16 protein-coding genes are annotated in these 19088 nt (G+C 61.2%); 13 read left to right on the top strand and 3 right to left on the bottom strand.

Annotated elements, in window-relative coordinates; translation table 11 throughout:
- The first annotated feature begins 173 nt into the window (after positions 1-173).
- The 10 genes from ACLFKU_RS24925 (at position 174) to ACLFKU_RS24880 (ending at position 10793) form a co-directional block, all read left to right on the top strand.
- Positions 174-1073: an IclR family transcriptional regulator gene (locus ACLFKU_RS24925; RefSeq protein ID WP_410850835.1), complete on the top strand. Its 900-nt coding sequence runs from the start codon at positions 174-176 to the stop codon at positions 1071-1073.
- Entirely contained in the window at positions 1066-2235 is a 1170-nt protein-coding gene (locus ACLFKU_RS24920) for an acetyl-CoA acetyltransferase (RefSeq protein ID WP_410850834.1), read from the top strand. Before ACLFKU_RS24925 ends, ACLFKU_RS24920 begins: the two co-directional genes overlap by 8 nt.
- Positions 2232-3866 carry an acyl-CoA synthetase gene (locus ACLFKU_RS24915; protein WP_410850833.1) on the top strand — a complete coding sequence of 545 codons (1635 nt, stop codon included), beginning with the start codon at positions 2232-2234 and terminating at the stop codon, positions 3864-3866. Before ACLFKU_RS24920 ends, ACLFKU_RS24915 begins: the two co-directional genes overlap by 4 nt.
- Entirely contained in the window at positions 3853-4746 is an 894-nt protein-coding gene (locus tag ACLFKU_RS24910; protein WP_410850832.1) for a PCC domain-containing protein, read from the top strand. The genes ACLFKU_RS24915 and ACLFKU_RS24910 overlap by 14 nt, the downstream gene beginning before the upstream one ends.
- The gene (locus ACLFKU_RS24905; protein ID WP_410850831.1) at positions 4724-5506 is read left to right on the top strand and encodes an SDR family NAD(P)-dependent oxidoreductase; all 783 of its coding nucleotides are present in this window, start codon (positions 4724-4726) and stop codon (positions 5504-5506) included. Before ACLFKU_RS24910 ends, ACLFKU_RS24905 begins: the two co-directional genes overlap by 23 nt.
- A gap of 72 nt (positions 5507-5578) precedes the next feature.
- A complete protein-coding gene (locus ACLFKU_RS24900; protein WP_410850830.1) occupies positions 5579-6382 on the top strand; it encodes an SDR family NAD(P)-dependent oxidoreductase in 804 nt (267 codons plus the stop codon).
- 49 nt (positions 6383-6431) lie between these two features.
- Positions 6432-7565: an acyl-CoA dehydrogenase gene (locus ACLFKU_RS24895; protein WP_410850829.1), complete on the top strand. Its 1134-nt coding sequence runs from the start codon at positions 6432-6434 to the stop codon at positions 7563-7565.
- Between the two features lie 30 nt (positions 7566-7595).
- Entirely contained in the window at positions 7596-9125 is a 1530-nt protein-coding gene (locus ACLFKU_RS24890; protein ID WP_410850828.1) for a CoA-acylating methylmalonate-semialdehyde dehydrogenase, read from the top strand.
- A 25-nt stretch (positions 9126-9150) separates the two neighbouring features.
- Positions 9151-10047 (top strand): 3-hydroxyisobutyrate dehydrogenase, encoded by an 897-nt coding sequence (gene mmsB, locus ACLFKU_RS24885; protein ID WP_410850827.1) that lies wholly within the window; start codon positions 9151-9153, stop codon positions 10045-10047.
- Positions 10044-10793: an enoyl-CoA hydratase gene (locus ACLFKU_RS24880; RefSeq protein ID WP_410850826.1), complete on the top strand. Its 750-nt coding sequence runs from the start codon at positions 10044-10046 to the stop codon at positions 10791-10793. Before mmsB ends, ACLFKU_RS24880 begins: the two co-directional genes overlap by 4 nt.
- Before the next feature lie 109 nt (positions 10794-10902).
- Here ACLFKU_RS24880 and ACLFKU_RS24875 read toward each other — a convergent pair whose 3' ends face one another.
- Positions 10903-12174 carry an IS4 family transposase gene (locus ACLFKU_RS24875; protein ID WP_410850825.1) on the bottom strand — a complete coding sequence of 424 codons (1272 nt, stop codon included), beginning with the start codon at positions 12172-12174 and terminating at the stop codon, positions 10903-10905.
- A gap of 204 nt (positions 12175-12378) precedes the next feature.
- Between ACLFKU_RS24875 and ACLFKU_RS24870 the strand changes: the two genes are divergently transcribed.
- Complete coding sequence (locus ACLFKU_RS24870) at positions 12379-13527, top strand: enoyl-CoA hydratase/isomerase family protein (RefSeq protein ID WP_410850858.1); 1149 nt, start codon at positions 12379-12381, stop codon at positions 13525-13527.
- A gap of 118 nt (positions 13528-13645) precedes the next feature.
- On the opposite strand, the gene ACLFKU_RS24865 is transcribed toward ACLFKU_RS24870, so the two are convergent.
- Positions 13646-14452 carry an IS5 family transposase gene (locus ACLFKU_RS24865; RefSeq protein ID WP_410850857.1) on the bottom strand — a complete coding sequence of 269 codons (807 nt, stop codon included), beginning with the start codon at positions 14450-14452 and terminating at the stop codon, positions 13646-13648.
- Between the two features lie 63 nt (positions 14453-14515).
- Between ACLFKU_RS24865 and ACLFKU_RS24860 the strand changes: the two genes are divergently transcribed.
- A complete protein-coding gene (locus tag ACLFKU_RS24860; RefSeq protein ID WP_410850824.1) occupies positions 14516-16996 on the top strand; it encodes an SDR family NAD(P)-dependent oxidoreductase in 2481 nt (826 codons plus the stop codon).
- 87 nt (positions 16997-17083) lie between these two features.
- On the opposite strand, the gene ACLFKU_RS24855 is transcribed toward ACLFKU_RS24860, so the two are convergent.
- On the bottom strand, positions 17084-17902 hold the full coding sequence (locus ACLFKU_RS24855; protein ID WP_410850823.1) for an IclR family transcriptional regulator: 819 nt from the start codon (positions 17900-17902) through the stop codon (positions 17084-17086).
- Positions 17903-18193: 291 nt separating this feature from the next.
- On the opposite strand from ACLFKU_RS24855, the gene ltnD reads away from it, so the two are divergent.
- Entirely contained in the window at positions 18194-19084 is an 891-nt protein-coding gene (gene ltnD / locus ACLFKU_RS24850) for an L-threonate dehydrogenase (protein ID WP_410850822.1), read from the top strand.
- Positions 19085-19088 lie beyond the last annotated feature (4 nt).

Raw genomic sequence — 19088 nt, 5'->3', positions numbered from 1 at the left:
AGTTGTCTCCTTAGGTCCACTAGGCGGACCAGTCTTTTAAAAGGTGGTCCGATATACGGACCGAGTATCTCTACTGATTTGTGTATCTACTTTTTAGCACCTAAACTGGCGCTGTCAAATCAAGGTTTTCACCATGCAACTAGGTCCGCATATTGGACCATGGAGACAAATCGGTGTCGGTTAATCAAAAGGACGAAGGGCGCATCGCGGGTGTCGCCGCCAGCCAGACGTTGGACCGCGCCATGCACGTGTTGCAACTCGTTGCCGGCTCGCGAGCCGATGGTGTTGGGCTTTCGGAACTGGTTAAGAGGACGGGGCTCACGAAGCCGACCACGCGGCGACTGCTGCTCGCCTTAATCGATAACGGGTTGGTGGAACAGAACGACGAAGATCGACGCTATTACGCCGGCGCTGAGACATACGCCTTGGGAATGCTCGCTTCAGAACGTTTCAGCATTCATCGCCTGGCTGCCGAAAGCCTCGTCAGCATCGCGGCGCGCAGTGGCGATGCCGCACTGCTTAGCGTTCGACGCGGGTACGAGACAGTCTGCCTCGGAAGGGAAGAGGGGACTTATCCGCTGCGCTCTCACGTATTGAAGCCCGGCGATCGCCATCCTATTGGTGTGGGCGCAGGGGGCTTGGCGCTCCTTTCGATCATGCCGGATGCGGAAGTCGAGCATGTTTTGGCATTTAACGCCGAGCGGTATGCCGCGCACTACCCGGCTCTTTCGCCAGAACTTCTGAAGCGGCAAGTGCAGGAAACACGCGAGCGCGGTTACTCGATCAATCCCGGGCTCATCGTGAAAGGCTCCTATGCCATCGGTGTCGCCATACGGGACCCGCTCAGCGGCTCATCAGCCGCGCTTGCGATTGCCGGGGTGGAGAGCCGTTTTACCGAGACTCATATTCAAGAACTGGCGGCGATCCTCCTCGCGGAAAAGGATCGTCTGCAGGCGCGCATGCAACGTTTCGAGCCGGCTTCCAGTGATGCGAAGCGCGGGGCGCCGGCCAAGCGCTCATCGGAAATTGCTCAATCGCTGACTTATCCCTCAGGAGAAAGAACCCATGTCTAAACGTGCCGTCATTGTCGGCTGGGGCCACACGGAATTCGGCAAACTCGATGACCCCGACGTCGAGTCGCTCATTACCCGAGTGTCTGCCGCTGCATTGGATCACGCGCATATCGCGGCATCGGACGTCGATGTCGTTACGGTCGGTGTGTTCAACAATGGATTGACGCCGCAGGGATTCGAAGGCGGTCTTGTTTCGCTGGGTAATCCCGCTTTGCGTTTCACGCCGGCGGTGCATGTGGAGAACGCGTGCGCAACCGGAACGGCCGCGATTTATACCGCGGCGGACTTTATCGAAAGCGGTCGCGGGCGGATCGCGCTGGTCATCGGCGCCGAAAAGATGACGGCCGTTTCGTCGCGCGAGATCCCGGGAATCTTGCTGAGCGGTTGCTATCGCAAGGAAGAAGAGAATCCGGATGGCTTCGCCGGGATCTTCGGCCGGATCACGCAGGCTTATTTCGACAAATACGGGAACCACAGCGAAGAGTTGGCGATGATCGCCGCGAAGAACCACGCGAATGCGCTGGCAAATCCTTACGCGCACGTGCGCAAGGACCTGGGGTTCGATTTCTGTAATGAAGTGTCCGATCGCAACCCGCGCGTGGCAGGTCCTCTGCGCCGCACCGACTGTTCGATGGTGTCCGACGGCGCCGCCGCGGTCGTGCTCGCGGACGAAGATACGGCTGCCACGTTGCGCAGGGCAATCCGCTTTCGCGCGCGGACTCAAGTGAACGACTTTCTGCCGCTGTCGCGCCGTGATCCGACGGCATTCGAAGGGGCGCGGCACGCATGGCAGAAGGCGCTGAAGGCGGCAGGCGCAACGCTTCGCGATCTGAGCCTCGTCGAGACGCATGACTGCTTCACGACTGCCGAAATGATCGAATACGAGGCGATGGGTTTGGCGGCGGCCGGACAGGGATGGACGGTCATCACAGAAGGCGTGACCAGAAAGGACGGACAGCTTCCGGTCAATGTCTCGGGCGGCCTGAAGGCGCGAGGGCATCCGCTAGGCGCCACCGGCGTTTCGCAGCACGTCATGGCGGCGATGCAGCTTGTCGGCGAAGCGGGAGACATGCAATTGAAAGATGCCAGCCTGGCCGGCGTTTTCAACATGGGCGGCGCTGCCGTCGCAAACTACGTGTCGATTTTGGAGCGGGCACGATGAACCAAGTTTTCCAAACGCCGACGTCCACGCGCGTGATGAACCTGGCTTACTGGTCGACCCACAATGCGCGCAGGCTGGCTGACCATGTGGCTCTCGTGTGGGGCGAAAAGTCTTGGACGTGGGCGGAATTCGATGCGCGCGTGAGCGCCTTCGCGGCTGCGCTCGCGGAACAGGGCGTGGGCCCAGGAAGCACCGTCCTCGTTCATTCGAAAAACAGCAACGAGATGTTCGAGTCGATGTTCGCGACGTTCAGGCTCGGCGCGACCTGGGTGCCGACGAACTTTCGGCTGATGCCCGATGAGGTGATCTATATCGCGAGCAAATCGAAAGCCCGCGTGTTCCTGTGCCAAAGCGATTTTCCCGAGTATGCCGCGGCTGTTTGCGCCGCGCGGCCCGAGACGCAGGTGATTTGGATGACCGGCGCGCAGCCGCCTCAAGATGACGGCCCTCGTGCGTCCGATCTCATCGCGGCTCGATTGGGATGTAGCGTTCCGAATGCTGCCGTGGATCGCGATACCCCTTGCTGGTTCCTTTTCACGTCCGGCACGACGGGCAAACCGAAAGCCGCGGTGCTCACGCACGGTCAAATGGCGTTCGTGGTCAACAACCATCTTGCCGACATGATGCCGGGAACGGATTGTCACGATGGCGGGTTGGTGGTGGCGCCGCTTTCGCATGGAGCGGGCGTCCACCAGTTGATTATTGCTTCGCGAGGCGCAAAGACAGTACTGCTCCCGTCGGAAAAGTTCTCCGCGGAGCAGGCGTTCCAATTGATCGAGCAGTACCGCCTCAGCAGCATGTTTACGGTGCCGACCATTCTAAAAATGTTGGTGGAGCATCCGAGCGTCGACAGCTACGACCACTCGAGCCTGCGCTATGTCATCTATGCGGGCGCGCCGATGTATGAGGTCGATAAGAAGCTCGCCCTCGAAAAGCTCGGGCCTGTGCTCGCGCAGTATTACGGATTGGGAGAGGTGACGGGCAACATCAGTGTCTTCCCGCCGCAAGATCATCGAGACACTGCCCCGACCCGCGCCGGCACATGCGGCTACGAACGCACGGGGATTCAAGTGTCGGTCCAGGACGACGAAGGCAATGAGCTTCCCTATGGCGAGACGGGAGAAATCTGCGCGATCGGCCCGGCCGTCTTCGTGGGCTATTACGACGATCCCGCAGCGAACGCAAAGGCATTCCGCAACGGTTGGTTCCGAACGGGCGATTTGGGGTACATGGATCGCGACGGATACCTTTACCTCACGGGGCGGCATTCGGACATGTACATCTCCGGCGGATCGAACATCTATCCGCGCGAGCTGGAAGAAAAGATTCTCACGCACGGCGATGTGGCCGAGGTTGCGGTGCTGGGTCTACCGGACCCGCAGTGGGGTGAAATCGGCGTAGCGGTGTGTGTGCTTCGGCCGGGAGCGACGCTGACCGAGGAGCAACTGCTGGAGTGGATGTCCACGCGCATCGCACGCTACAAGGTGCCCAAGCGCGTGTATTTCTGGAACGAGCTGCCGAAATCAGGCTACGGCAAGGTGCCGAAGCGATTGGTGAAGGATGAGCTCGCGCGGCGAGGCGGTGCCGTCGAACTCGTGATTGCAAAGGAGGCGAGCGATGCGCCACATTGAGCATCCGGGGCCGGTTGCTGATGGGCGGCGCTGCGCGGCGGACTGCGCCATCCGGCGCATTGACGTCAAGTTGCCTCCCGGCAATGCGCTACTCGCAACCTTGGCTTCGGTGCTGGAGGCCAACCATGCGAAAAGCGCCGTCGCACGGCTGCGCGGCGGAAGCTTTGATCCTTTTGCTTACTGCATGCCGGCCCTGTCTCCAACGCCCGAGCATGCCGTGTATTTCAGCGAGCGCTATCAGCCGCGCGGGGCCGTTCGGCTGGAACGCGCGAGCGTCACCCTAGGGCAGCGCGATGGTGAGCCTTGGCTTCATTGCCATGGCATCTGGTATGACGCCGGCGGCCAGCGGTTGGGGGGGCACGTATTGCCGAACGACGCGGTCATCTCCGAGCCGATCGACGCCTCGATATGGTTGCTCGACGGGGCGTCTTTCGAGGTCGTTCCTAGCCAGGAAACCGGCTTCTCACTGCTCGAGCCTGTTGCGGACCCCGCGTTTTCCCGGCAGAGGAACAGCCCGTTTGCAATGTCCACCCGTCCGAACGAAGACTTTTGCAGTGCGCTCGAAGCCGAATGCCGGGAGCGTGCAGTCTCGCGCGCATGGGTGCATGGCGGAGTGGGGAGCCTCGTCGGCGCTACGTTCGACGACGGCCGCGAGGTCATTCCCTTCGTGACGGAAGTCTTTGTTCGCGAGGGGGAGGTCGCCACGACGAAGGAAGGCGAACTCGCCGCGAATGTTCACGTGTCTCTAGTCGATCACCTTGGTGGCCTCAGCGAGGGATGTCTCAAGCGAGGCGAGAACCCCGTTCTCGTGACGTTCGAACTGTTGGTCGAGCCCGTCGAGTTTGCAAATGCAAGGAGTGACGGTCGAAATGAACATTAGCCTTCAGACTGACGAGCGCATCGCAGTCGTCACGGGCGCGGCCGGCGGGATCGGTGGTGCGATCGCACGGCGCCTGGCTCGTGCGGGAATGCATGTGGTCGTTACCGACCTGAGCGTGGAAGCGGCGCAGGCCGTCGCTACCGGTATAGCGGAAGAAGGAAATGCGGCTACCGCCATGTCGCTTGACGTCGGCAATATCGAGGCGATCGCCGATTTCTTCGCGAAGCTCGACGAGCAATTTGGGCGTTGCGATGCCCTAGTGAACAACGCGGGTGTCGCTAGCCTGACGCCTTTCGAACAGTTGCCGGTGGACGCATGGCGTCGCACCTTCGAGATCAACGTGACCGGGCCCCTTGCGCTGGCCCAGCATGCCGTGGCGCGAATGAAGGCGCGTGGCTGGGGGCGAATAATCAACATCGCCTCGATCAGCGGAATACGCGCGGGCGCCGGGCGGGCAGGCTACGGCACGTCCAAGGCAGCGCTGATCGCACTGACGCGGCAAATGGCCGTCGAACTCGCCGTCCACGGCATTACGGTGAACGCTGTCGCGCCTGGCCCAATCGAAACGGCGCTTGCGCGAAACCATTCCCAAGCGGCGCGTGAAGCATATCTGCGCCAGGTTCCGATGAAGCGATACGGTATGCCGGACGAGGTCGCTGCCGCGGTTGCTTTCTTTGCCACCGACGATGCGGCATACGTGACAGGTCAAACGCTCGCCGTCGACGGCGGGTTCGTGGTAGCGGGCATGCTCGAAGCGTAGAGCGCACTACTACATCGCTGCGTTGCTACATCGCTTCGTCGATGCTGCAGCGAGATTTTCAGGAGTTTAATCTTGGTTGATCGTCTCAAGGACAAGGTTGCCATCGTGTTCGGGGCAGGTGGGCCGCCCGGCGAATGGAGCAACGGTAAAGCAACGGCTGTTGCCTTTGGTCGCGAGGGCGCGGCTGTGATCTGTGTGGACCGAATAGCCGAAGCGGCGGAGCAGGCTGCGCAGGTAATCCGCGCCGAAGGCCATCAGGCAATCGCCGTGGTTGCGGATGTCACGCAGACGGAACAGGTAAATCGCGCGGTTCAGGTCGGCATCGAACGCTTCGGACGGCTCGACATCCTGCATAACAACGTTGGCGTCGCATCTCCGGGCGGGCCGCTGGAGCTCGACGACGCGGCGTTCCAGCGCACGATGGACATCAACGTCGGTTCGGTACACCGAACCGTGCGGGCCGTGTTGCCTCACTTTCTGGCGCAAGGGAGCGGCGCCATCGTCAACGTCTCGTCGCTGGCGGCGATCCGCTGGAGCGGGTACTCATACTTTGCCTATTACGCATCGAAAGCGGCAGTCAACCAAGCTACCGTCGCCATCGCGCTGCAGTATGCCGACAAAGGCATCCGCGCCAACGCAATCATGCCGGGCGTGATCGACACGCCGCTCGTCTACAAGCAGATCTCCGCTCAGTACTCGTCGGTCGAGGAAATGGTGGCCGCACGCAGCCGTGCGGTGCCGATGAAGCGGCCCGGTTCGCCGTGGGACATCGCCAACGCAGCGGTCTTCTTGGCTTCTGACGAAGCGGGCTTCATAACCGGTGTCTGTTTGCCCGTAGATGGTGGTCACGCATGCGTGATGCCGGGACTCGTGTGATCAGCGGGTGCGCCCGCCGAACGTCTGAACTCAATAAGTGACACTTCCCATGGACGAGCTTTATTCCGAAGAGCAGAGAATGATACGCGACGCAGCGCGCGATTTCTCCCAGCAGTGCCTCGCGCCCAGTGCCGCGCAATGGGATCGTGACAGCCGTCTTCCTGCCGAAATCGTTACGCAAATGGGCGAGCTCGGGCTGCTGGGCATGATCGTTCCAGCGCAATGGGGTGGCACGTACACGGACTATGTTGCATATGCACTCGCGATCGAGGAAGTCGCGGCAGGTTGCGCCGCGTGCGCCACGCTGATGAGCGTCCATAACTCGGTCGGCTGCGGCCCCATCCTGAACTTCGGCAGCGACAGCCAAAAAGAGCGCTATTTGGCGGATCTCGCGACGGGGCGGAAGATCGGCGCCTTTTGCCTGACAGAGCCTCATGCGGGCTCAGAGGCGCATAACATTCGCACCCGGGCCGTGCTCGAGGATGGGCACTGGAAACTGAATGGCAGCAAGCAATTCGTGACTAATGGCTCGCGTGCGGACATCGCGATTGTCTTCGCGCTGACCGATCCCGAATTCGGGAAGAAGGGTATTTCGGCGTTCGTCGTAACCACAGACACGCCTGGCTTCAATGTCGGACCACCGGAGCACAAGCTTGGCATTCGTGCGTCCGATACGTGTCCGATTACGTTCGACGATTGCGTAGTACCCGAATCGAATCTGCTCGGTGCGCGTGGCGAGGGATTGAAGATTGCCCTGTCGAATCTCGAGGGCGGTCGCATCGGCATTGCAGCGCAGGCGGTTGGGATCGCGCGCGCGGCGTTTGATGCGGCGCGTACGTACGCGGCCGAACGCGTGCAATTCGCGAAGCCGCTCAAGGAACACCAGGCGATTGGTCATATGCTGGCCGACATGGCGACGAAGCTCAACGCCGCGCGCCTGCTTGTCCACCATGCCGCGCGCCTACGCAGTGAAGGCAAGCCGTGCCTATCCGAGGCGTCACAGGCAAAACTATATTCCTCGGAAGTCGCGGAAGAAATTTGTTCCAAGGCGATCCAGATCCATGGTGGCTATGGCTACCTGCAGGACTATGCCGTTGAGCGCCACTACCGTGATGCTCGCATCACGCAAATTTACGAAGGCACGAGCGAAGTCCAGCGGATGGTCATCGCACGGCACGTTTGAATGAAAACTCACGAGACAGGAGAAAGAAAGATGAATGCAACGCTGGCGGCGGCCGCCGCGCGATCGGTAAAGACGGTCAAACTACTCATCAACGGCGAATGGATCGAATCGTCGACCACCCAGTGGCGGGATGTAGTCAACCCTGCTACACAAGAAGTCCTCGCGCGTGTGCCGTTCTCAACGGCGGAGGAGGTTGACGCGGCAATTCGTGCTGCTCAAGCGGCATTTGAGACGTGGAAAAGCACGCCGATCGGCGCGCGCATGCGGATCATGCTGAAGTTTCAAGCGCTCGTTCGCGAGCATATGCCGCGTGTCGCGAAGATCTTGACAGCGGAGCAGGGCAAGACCCTACCCGATGCGGAAGGGGACGTTTTCCGAGGGTTGGAAGTTGTCGAACATGCCTGCTCGGTCGGCACGCTGCAACTGGGCGAGTTCGCCGAGAACGTCGCGGGTGGCGTGGATACGTACACCTTGCGTCAGCCGATCGGTGTCTGCGCGGGCATCACGCCTTTCAATTTTCCCGCGATGATTCCACTGTGGATGTTCCCGATGGCCATCGTCTGTGGCAACACCTTCGTCCTGAAACCCTCCGAGCAGGATCCACTGTCGACTATGGCACTCGTGGAACTCGCGTTGGAAGCGGGTGTGCCGAAGGGGGTGCTCAACGTTGTCCACGGCGGCAAGGACGTCGTCGACGCGCTTTGCACGCATGAAGACATCAAGGCGGTGTCGTTTGTTGGGTCGACCGCGGTTGGAACGCACGTTTACCGTCTTGCAAGCGAACACGGCAAGCGCGTGCAATCGATGATGGGTGCAAAAAACCACGCCGTCGTACTCCCCGACGCAAATCGTGAGCAGACACTCAATGCGCTTGCTGGCGCCGGTTTTGGCGCTGCCGGTCAGCGCTGCATGGCCACGTCCGTGGTCGTGCTCGTGGGCTCCTCGAAGGAATGGCTCCCGGATCTTGTCACCAAGGCCAAGGCGTTGAAGGTTAATGCCGGGGTGGAGCCGAAGACGGATATCGGCCCCGTCGTTTCTCGCGCCGCGAAGGCACGCATCCTCGATCTTATCGAGGCTGGCGTGAAGGAAGGGGCGACGCTTTTGCTCGATGGACGAGACGTAAAGGTCCCCGGGTATGAGGACGGGAACTTCATCGGGCCTACGATTTTCTCCGACGTCAAGACGGACATGACGATCTATACGAACGAGATCTTCGGGCCCGTGCTCGTCGTCCTGACGGTCGACACGTTGGATGAGGCCATCAAGCTCGTGAACAAGAACCCGTTCGGCAACGGCGTGGGTCTCTTCACGCAGAGCGGCGCGGCGGCGCGGAAATTCCAAAGCGAAATCGATGTCGGCCAGGTCGGCATCAATATTCCGATTCCCGTTCCCGTGCCGTACTTCAGCTTCACCGGCTCGCGCGGATCGAAGCTTGGCGATCTCGGCCCGTACGGCAAACAAGTGGTTCAGTTCTACACCCAGACGAAGACGGTCACGGCGCGTTGGTTCGACGACGCAACGATCAACGAGGGTGTCAACACGACCATCAGCCTGAAGTAAGCAGGCGCGACAAGGAAACGCTCATATGAAAGTGGGATTCATCGGTCTTGGCAACATGGGTGCGCCCATGGCCATGAACTTGGTCAAAGCCGGGCATACGTTGACGGTGTTCGATTTGAATACGCAGGCGGTTCAAACGCTTGTCGATGCCGGAGCGGAGGCGGCGCCTTCACCTCGAGCCGCGGTGTCCGGGGCGCAGTGCGTTGTCACGATGCTGCCAGCCGCAGCGCATGTGCGGTCGGTTCTGACCGGGCCTGACGGCGTGCTCGCGGGTTTGGCTAAGGGCGTGAAGATCATCGACTCGAGCACCATCGATCCGGGCAGCGTCTTGGAATTCGTGCGCCTCGCGCAGGCCAACGGAAACACATTCGTGGATGCGCCTGTTTCGGGAGGCACAGGTGGGGCGGCGGCGGGAACGCTGACGTTCATGGTGGGCGGTGATGCCGCTATGGTGGAAGAACTTAAGCCATTGCTCTCGGCAATGGGAAAAAACATCGTCGCCTGCGGAAAGGCATCGACGGGACAAGTGGCGAAGATCTGCAATAACCTGGTGCTCGGCATCACGATGGCCGGTGTGTCGGAGGCGATGGCGCTCGGGGAAGCCCTCGGCATCGACCCGAAGGTCCTGGGCGGGATCATCAATTCATCGACAGGGCGTTGCTGGAGTTCGGATACCTACAATCCGTTCCCTGGCGTGATCGAAAGCGCGCCTGCCGGGCGCGGCTATACGGGCGGCTTCGGTACGGACCTGATGTTGAAAGACATGGGGCTCGCGACGGACGCCGCTCGTTCCGCTCGTCGGCCGCTCTATATGGGAGCAGTGGCGCAGCAGCTCTATCAGACGGTGAGCGCGAACGGGGCCGGCGCCCTCGATTTCTCCTCGGTCATCAACCTTTATCGCAAGAAAGGGGCGGGCCAATGATCGAACTCGAGCGTATCAGCCAGGGCAAGGTGGTTCTGATCACACTGAAGCGCCCGCCTGCGAATGCGTTTACGCCAGCAGGGCTGACGGATCTCGAACGAGCGGTGAAGACGATCGACGAAGACGCTAGCATTCGCGCAATCGTCATCACGGGCGACGGGCACAAGTTTTTCAGCGCCGGGGCTGATCTGAATACTTTCGCCGACGGTGATAAGGAGGTCGCACGTATCGCGGCCGCGCGTTTCGGCGCGGCATTCGAGGCGCTTCAAAACGCACGCCCCGTCGTTATCGCCGCGATCAACGGTTACGCAATGGGGGGCGGCCTCGAATGCGCGCTTGCCTGCGATATCCGAATCGCGGAAGCGCAGGCGTTGATGGCGCTGCCCGAGACAGCAGTCGGCCTGCTGCCTTGCGGATGCGGCACGCAGACTTTGCCGTGGTTCGTCGGGGAAGGCTGGGCGAAGCGCATGATCCTGACCGGCGAACGCGTAGATGCGGCCACCGCGCTGCGCATCGGGCTGGTCGAGGAAGTGGTGGAAAAAGGCGCATCGAAGCAGGCCGCGCTGGCGATGGCCGAGCGGGTGCTTGCGCTCAGCCCGCAAGGTGTCACGTTCAGCAAGGAACTGATTCATCAGGCGAGGAAAGGGGTGCCGCGGAGCGCAGCCTTGGCGGTTGAACGCGAACGATTCGTCGAGCTCTTTGACGGCCCCGATCAAAGAGCTCAGGATTACCCACAAGTTGAGTGATCACGCTATTCGTTTTGCCTGAAGATCTGATACATCTTCGTGATCTCGTGCAATATGAGGAACCCTCGCCACATGACAGTCGGACCCGGTGGTCGGTCATGTTTGCGATTCAGGTAGCCGCCGAGCATGGCGATCCACAGTACGGTCTGCTGCAGCGAGGGCGTGTGTTTGGCAATTGGGTCGTGCTGTGCGTATGGCAGTACAGCGCGCGCCATTCAACGGGCTGAAGCAATACGTCGCATGACAGATCGGTGTCAATCCGTGCCAACAGGGTTGCATACAGAATGCGCCAGCTGATCACGGCAAACAGAGCGGTAGCCCGCACGAACCGGTCAAGACTCCCGAACTGGCGCGCCTCGACCTGGCAACCGCTTTTCAGTACGCGATGCCACGATTCAATCATCCAGCGTCGTGCATACCAGGTCAGTCGCTCAAGGACCTCCTCAAGCGTAGTGGTCGGCACAGAACTCAGCAGCATCCATTCGAGAGGCTCTACGCCGTGCGGGGGAGCTTGTTCAATGGCGTGAATCGCAAATACGTCTAGCTCGTTCAGGTGGCTTGCACGCGCCCTCGGGGGCCGCAGTCGTACCGCTGCGCAACGCAATGTCAGGCGCGCGGTCCGTTGCGGCATGCTGCCCCGGGCGGGCACCAGCAGGTCAGTACTGCCCAACGGCGCACAGGCCTGCACGGTTTCCCAAAGATGTTCCTGGGAATGTCGAACGCAGCGATTGCTTGCCGCACGAACCAGCCAGTCCACGCCATCAGGACGCTCGCTCGCAAACAGTTCGTACAGGTCGCTCTCACGGTCGCCGACGGCGACAAGCCGGGTTTCGGCGCAACGTGCCTTCAGTGCTCCAAGATGCTCGATGCCTTCAATCCATTTGATGCTTTCTTTTTCGGCGATCGGGCGCGCTTTGCGTTGGTGCTTCTTGCCGAGTTCCTCTTCGGGACGCACCCAGGTCTTCATGCCTAGCACACCCAGTGGCAAACCCTCAGGCGTAACGGCCAACAGACTGTGCATCATGAAGCCGTGCTCATGTCGACCAGAGCCATAACCCAAGCCTACGGTCGCGGGCAGATGCGACAAATTGAATTCGGTCGTGTCCTGCACGGCCAGCACCACAGGTACCTGCCTCATGCGACCTAGCGTTTGCGCAATGTGCGGGGCCAGGACTCCGTCGGTATCGACGCGTGTGTTGTCAAAGAACCGGTACGCGGCCTTTAACTCGGCGGGCTTGAGCGACTGTGGAAACGACTCCTGCGGACTGCAGGCAAGCCGGCGTGCTAACGCAACCAGCCGCTGCGCCAGACGTGCGTCGCCTAGATTCGCCTCGCCGAATTCGGCGCTTGCCCAGTCGTCCGTGTCGTTCTCGTCGACCACTCTCGAATGGCGCTGCAAACTGGATGGGCCGAAGTTAACATCGAACCCATCCGTTTACAAGCGAAAACCTCACCTTCACTTACAGACTTGTGGGTAATCCTGAGATCAAAGAGAGGGGGTGAACGCATTTCTGGAAAAGCGTGCGCCGAACTGGTCGGTCTCAGAACAAGGAAGGCCAGCGTGAGTACCGAAGCGAAAAGTCCGATGGCGCAAAGCGCAGTCGACGGGAGCTCGTCAGTGCTGTTTCGCGTTGTCAACCGGGTCGCCATTGTCACGCTGTCTCGGCCGAAAGCGCTCAATGCGCTGTCGCACGACATGATCCTGATCCTCGGGGCGATCCTCCGCCGCTGCCGCGACGACAGCGAGGTCGTGGCGGTGGTGCTGCGCGGCGCCGGCGACAAAGCGTTCTGCGCCGGCGGAGACGTACGCAGCCTCTACGAAAAGGCGCTCAGCAACGATCGCAACTGGGTGCAATTCTTTGCGGACGAGTATCGGCTCGACTACGCGATCCACACGTTTCCCAAGCCCGTCATTGCTTTGCTCGACGGCATCACGATGGGCGGGGGAATGGGCCTGGCGCAAGGTGCCTGGTTGCGTGTGGCCACCGAGCGTTCGAAGTTGGCCATGCCCGAGGCGCGGATCGGATTGGTCCCAGACGTTGGTGCAAGCCACTTCCTCTCTCGCTTGCCCGCTGGCGCGGCGCTGTACCTGGCGTTATCGGGAGCGACATTAAGCGGACCGGAGTCGGTGTCGCTCGGCTTGGCTGATGTTTGTGTGCCGTCCGAATGGCTCGCCGGTTTCGAGGAACGACTCGTCGCGACCCCGCGTTCGCGGCTCGATCTTGCCGTGCCGGATGTGTTGCATCGTTCGTTGCATACAGTGTTCGGCGCCGGCCCGCAGGCGGAAACGGAATGTTCGGTTCCCCGGCTGCTTCCGGCGATCAATGCGCACTTCGCGCCTTCGAAGGCAGTCACGGACATCGTTCAATCGCTCGCGGATAGTGTCGAAGTCGAGGAAGACTCCGTTCGCAAGGATTGGCTCGGTAGGACGCGCGATGCGCTGGCAAACAATTCGCCCTTGATGCTGCATGTAACCAGGGAATCCATTTTGCGCGGAAGAGAAGCTCCGCTTGGGGAGTGCTTTCGTCGTGAGCTGGATGTCGTGATGCGATGCGTCGAGGAAGGCGATTTCGTCGAAGGCGTTCGGGCCCGGCTAATCGATAAGGACAATCGGCCCGCGTGGAGGCCGGCATCGTTGGCTGAGGTGGACCAGGACCGGGTGCGGCATTTCCTGTCGTCGCCTTGGTCCGAGAGCAATCATCCGCTGGCGGATATCGAACGCAACTTTCCGTAATCGATTGGGTGAGGCTGCTGCCACCTCGCGCGGTAGCCAAAAAAGGCCACGGGCCGGCGATCAAATTAATTACTTATCCAAAGGAGACAAACGATGAATCAATTTTCCCTAGAGGGTGTTAGCAACTTTGGATAATCGGCGCAGCATGAACGAGCATCAACATTGCGAAGACGACGAAATGAAGCCCTGCAAGCGTCTGCGGAAGTCGCTCGTAATCTCGTGCGAGCCGCCGGAAGCGATTCAACCAGCCAAAGCTGCGCTCGACCACCCAGCGACGCGGCAGGAGGACAAAGCCTTTTTTTGCCTCCGGCAGCTTGATGACCTGCAGTTCAATGCCTTCATCACGCGCGGCCTGCGCCGCATCCTCACCTGTATAGCCTTGGTCAGCGAATGCCACCTTCACTGTTTGACCTGTTACCTGCTGAACCTGACGGGCAAGCTCGGCGACCTGCGCTCGCTCCTGCTCGTTGGCCGGCGTAATGTGCACAGCCAGCAGATTGCCCAGCGTATCGACCGCCACGTGTACCTTGCTGCCACGCTTGCGCTTATAGCCATCGTAGCCCGCACGCGGGCCGCTTTCGCACGTGGACTGCAACGTGCGTCCATCCAGGATAACCGCGCTGGGTTGCCCCCGGCGCTCCTGGGCGACACGCAGCACCGAACGCAAATCGCTAACCATCGCCTCGAAACAACCCGCGTTCAGCCACCGTTGTGTTTGCTGATAGACCAGTTCCCACGGCGGGAAGTTAGTCGGCAGCATACGCCACGAGGAACCGGCTCGCGCCATCCAGCGCAGCGCGTTGAACATTTCGCGAAGTTCGTATCGACGTTGCGGTGCGTTTTCGTTCATCAAGGTCAAGTACGCAGCGGCGAAGCTCCATTCTTCGTCCGTCACATCAGTCGGGTATGGCTTGCGTGGTGTCATCACACCAGGATACCAGGTCCAACTGAAAGTTCCTAACACCCTCTAGAGGGCCGTGTAGCGTTGGTGTTCGGGGCCGGGTCTTGCGGACCAGGTTGGGGTAACGGAAAGGCGGCGGCGGTAACTTACGCGCGCGCCGGCGCCACAGTAGTCGCGATTGATGTCAACCTCGATGCGGCCGAAGAGACGCGCTCGATCATCGCAGGCGAAGGTGGCCGCGTCGAAGCTGCGATGTGCGACGTTACCAAGAGCTTGCAGGTAAGCACATTGGTGGATGACGTTGCCCGCCGGCATGGTCGCGTCGACGTGCTGCACAATAATGTGGGCGGAACTGCGTTAGGCGGCGTAGTCGAGGAGAGTGAGGAGAGCTTTCGCCACATTCTCAACCTGAACTTGGTCAGCGCATTTCTGACTTCGAAGTACGCGCTGCCGCACATGCTACGGCAGGGCAAGGGAGCGATCGTCAACGTCTCCTCGCTTGCGTCCATCCGATACCTCTATCCATACGCGTCGTACCAGGCGAGCAAGGCAGGGCTCAACCAGCTCACGCAGAGCATGGCGATCCAGTATGCCAAGCAGGGCATTCGCGCCAACGCCATTCTTCCCGGCTTCATGGACACACCGATTACCGCGCAGGTCTCTGGCCAGTACGAAAGCGCCGAGGCGATGCGTGCTGCGCGTGCCGCCAAGACGCCGCCAGGACAGCCGGCCGAAGGGACGCCGGATCCGCTGCGCATCACGCGCCAGTTGCGCGAGGAGGGTGTCACGCGCATCGCGCTAGTGTCGGACGATCCCGCCCGCTGGACAGGGCGCGCCGATCTTGCCCAGGGCGTGGAAGTCTTCCACCGTGACGCGCTCGACGCCGTTCAGCGGGAGTTTCGCGAGATTCCGGCAGTGACCGCGATCGTCTATGAGCAGACATGTGCCGCCGAGAAGCGGCGCCGGCGCAAGCGCGGCACGATGCCCGATCCGGATCGGCGCCTCTATATCAACCCGGCCGTCTGCGAAGGGTGCGGCGACTGCTCGGTGCAGTCCAACTGTATCGCGGTGGAGCCGCTCGATACGCCGCTCGGTCGCAAGCGCGCCATCAATCAGAATGCGTGCAACAAGGATTTTTCTTGCACCAAAGGTTTTTGCCCGAGCTTCGTCGAACTGGAAGGCGCCATCTTGCGCAAGCCCGATGCTGACGCGCTGCAGGCGCGTGCGAGCGCATTGCTCGCGCAGGTACCTGAGCCCGACGTTCCGTCGCTGGATCAGCCTTTCAATGTCTACGTGACCGGCATCGGCGGCAGTGGCGTGTTGACCATGGGTGCATTGCTCGGCGCGGCGGCGAATGCAGATGGCAGAGCTGCGACGGTGCTGGATTTCACCGGGCTGGCGCAGAAGAACGGCGCGGTGGTCAGTCAGGTGCGGCTCGCCACCTCAGCCGACGCCATCCCCGCGTCGCGCATCGGTGAAGGCGCGGTCAACCTGTTGCTTGGCGCCGATCTGGTTGTGTCGGCGTCTGCCGATACGCTGACGCGGCTGTCGCCGGACCGCACCGCCGCCGTGGTCAACCTGACTGTGCAACCCACGGCAGACGCGGTCCAGAATCGCGATGCGACGCTTCCCGTCGGCCTGATGCAGGAGCGTGTCCGCCAGCGCTGTCTCGCGTCGGCGTGGCACGGACTGGACGCGAGTGGGGCGGCGCAGCGTCTGTTCGGCGACACGCTGCCGATGCATACGTTGCTGCTCGGCTTTGCGTGGCAGAAGGGGCTGGTGCCGCTGTCGCGTGCGTCGATCGACGGTGCAATCGTAGCTAACGGCGCCGCCGTGTCGCTCAATCGGCGTGCGTTCGATTGGGGGCGAATTCTTGCTGCGGGTTTCGAAATCGACGCGATCACGGCTACCCCTGGCGCTGCTGACGTCGCGCCCGAAACGCTCGATGAAGTGATCGCGCATCGGGCCGGGGAGCTGACGGCCTACCAGAACGCCGCCTATGCTCAGCGTTACCGTGATCTGGTCACGCTCGCTCGTCGTGCGGAAGCCGCTGCCCGGCCGGGCAGCGAAGATTTCGCGATGGCGGTTGCGGTCAATGCGTACCGGCTGATGGCGTACAAGGACGAGTATGAAGTCGCACGTCTTTACTCGGGCGACGTGTTTCGGGCATCGCTGGATACGCAGTTCGCGTCCGCACGCAAGGTATCGCTGTGGCTCGCGCCGCCGCTGCTGTCGCGCACCGATCCGACCACGGGCCGTCCGCGCAAGCGTCGCTTCGGTCCCTGGATCTTCCGTGTGATGCGTGTGCTGGCATGCCTTCGCGGGCTGCGCGGGACGGCTGCCGATGTGTTCGGCTACACCGCGGAGCGTCGCGCCGAGCGCGCGCTGGTGGCGCAGTACCTCTGCGATATCGAAACGCTTGCTACGCGCCTGTTCGACCGCTATGAGGTTGCGTTGGAGGTGGCCAGGTCGCCGCAACAAATCCGGGGCTTCGGGCCGGTAAAGGAAGCCGCGCTGCGTTCGCATCGCATGCAGCGCGATGAGCTGATGCAGCAGCTTACGGCCTAAACGAGGAGCGCGCGCCAGAGGCGGTGAACGCCCACAGCCTCAGCCGCGGCCGACGCGCGCTCATGAGCCCTTGCGCGATGCGCCGTGTCACGCGCTACGGGATCGCTTCGGCTTCGGCTCGGGGCGCATCGCGGACAAACGCGCAAGGTGCGCTTCAAGACGTTTGGCTTCCTTCATGAGATGTTTGCCAACCTCTGACTGTCGATCTTTGGGTAGGCGCGATTCCACAGCCGCAATGGATAGCGCACCGATGACGTCCCCGGTTGGCGAATGCACGGCGGCGCCGATACCCCATGAGCCGCTGACTACTAGGCCCTCATTAACGGAGAAGCCTCGCTCGCGGGTCATTGTCACTGCACTTCGCAGAAAGGCAGAAGAAAAGTTTGCGTACGATTTTTTGAGAATCTTTTCGTTCTCCCCGAGGACGCGATCTACTTCGGTGTCGCCCAACGCGGCGAGCATCGCCAAGCTGCCTGCGCCTATGCCGAGAGGATGTCGCGTGCCCGGCTGCAGCACGTGTGTCTTAAGAGGGTAATCACCGTCTTCCCGCAGTACGCAAACTGCAAATACGTCACTGCGAATCGAAAAGAAAGCCGAGTCGCCTGACCACATCGCGAGCCGCGCCACAGCGTCTACGGCTTCTCTGCCTAAACCGAATCGCTCGCTGGCTATTCCGCCCAGCACATAACACTCGCGGCCGACGAAATAGCGCAGAGATTGGGGATCTTGCTCGACCATGCCTTCCGCGATCAAGGCCAGTACGAGCCGATGAGCTGTTGCTTTGTTGAGCCCCGTGTCTCGCACGAGTTGAGCGAGGTTGATTCCAACGGTTCGCGTGCGCGCGACCGATCGAAGCACGCGCAGCGCACGAGAAACGGCTTGGGCGCCGGGAATTGCATCAGACATGGTCATTCTCCTAGTGGTTCATATTATGACGCCATAGTTAACCCTTGTGTCCGTTGATAGCCAGCTACTTTGGCCTATCATGCGACCTATCCTCCAATTGAGTAGCGAGATATGAATACAAGGGTTCATATTATGAACCCTATCCGGGTTTGTGGCGGCGCGGTCGGATGGGCCTGAGTCTAGGCCCCGGCAGCCTCGCGGTCGGCTGGTACGCCGTATCACGAAGGGTGTGGTACCGGCGGTTTGTTTCCGTTGGTCTATTGAGCGAATTGGCGTGGCAGGAGAATGAATATGAGCAGAAGCGTCGGTGTGATTGGTCTTGGGGCAATGGGTCAGGGAGTGGCCGACAATCTCATCAAGGCAGGCTTCACGGTTTATGGATGCGATCTGCGTCGCGAAGTCCTCGATGCGTTTGCGGCACGGGGCGGAAAGGCTTGTACGTCGCCTGCCATGCTTGGCGCGCAGTGCGACGTGGTCATCGTGTTGGTCGTCAACTCAGCGCAGACCGATAGCGTGCTTTTTGGCGAGAACGGCGCCGTGCAAGGCATGAAACACGGGAGTGTGGTGGTGTCCTCCGCAACGGTGCAGCCCAGTTACGCGGCGGCGCTTGGCAAGCGGCTTGGCGAGAAAGGCATTGCGTTGATCGATGCGCCCGTGTCGGGAGGTGTTGTCGGCGCGGCCAAGGGTACTTTGACGTTGCTGACGTCCGGCCCGGATGCCGCATACGAAGCGTGCGGCGATGTGCTCGAGGCGATCTCCTCCAAGGTGTATCGGCTCGGCTCGGATCACGGCTCTGGTTCCAAGGTCAAGGTGATCAATCAACTCCTCGCCGGCGTTCAAATTGCCGCTGCGGCGGAAGCGATGGCGCTTGGCCTGCGCGAAGGCATCGATCCCGAACAGCTCTACGACGTGATCACGCACAGCGCCGGTAATTCATGGGTCTTCGCCGATCGCGTGCCTCATATCCTGAAGGGAGAATATTCTCCACCGCACACCGCGCTGGATATCTTCGTCAAGGATCTCGGCTTGGTCCTCGAGGCCGCGCGCGCAAACACGTTCCCGCTGCCGCTCGCCTCCACGGCGTATCAAATGTTCGCGGCAGCCTCCGCCGCGGGTCTCGGTCACGAGGACGATACGGCCGTCATCAAAACCTTCCCGGGTATTAAGTTGCCTGGCGTCTGAACAG

Source organism: Paraburkholderia sp. EG304, assembly GCF_046543485.1.
Lineage (GTDB): Bacteria > Pseudomonadota > Gammaproteobacteria > Burkholderiales > Burkholderiaceae > Paraburkholderia > Paraburkholderia youngii.
The sequence above is the reverse complement of the archived record's forward strand: the minus strand, read 5'-3'. Positions and strand labels throughout refer to the sequence as shown.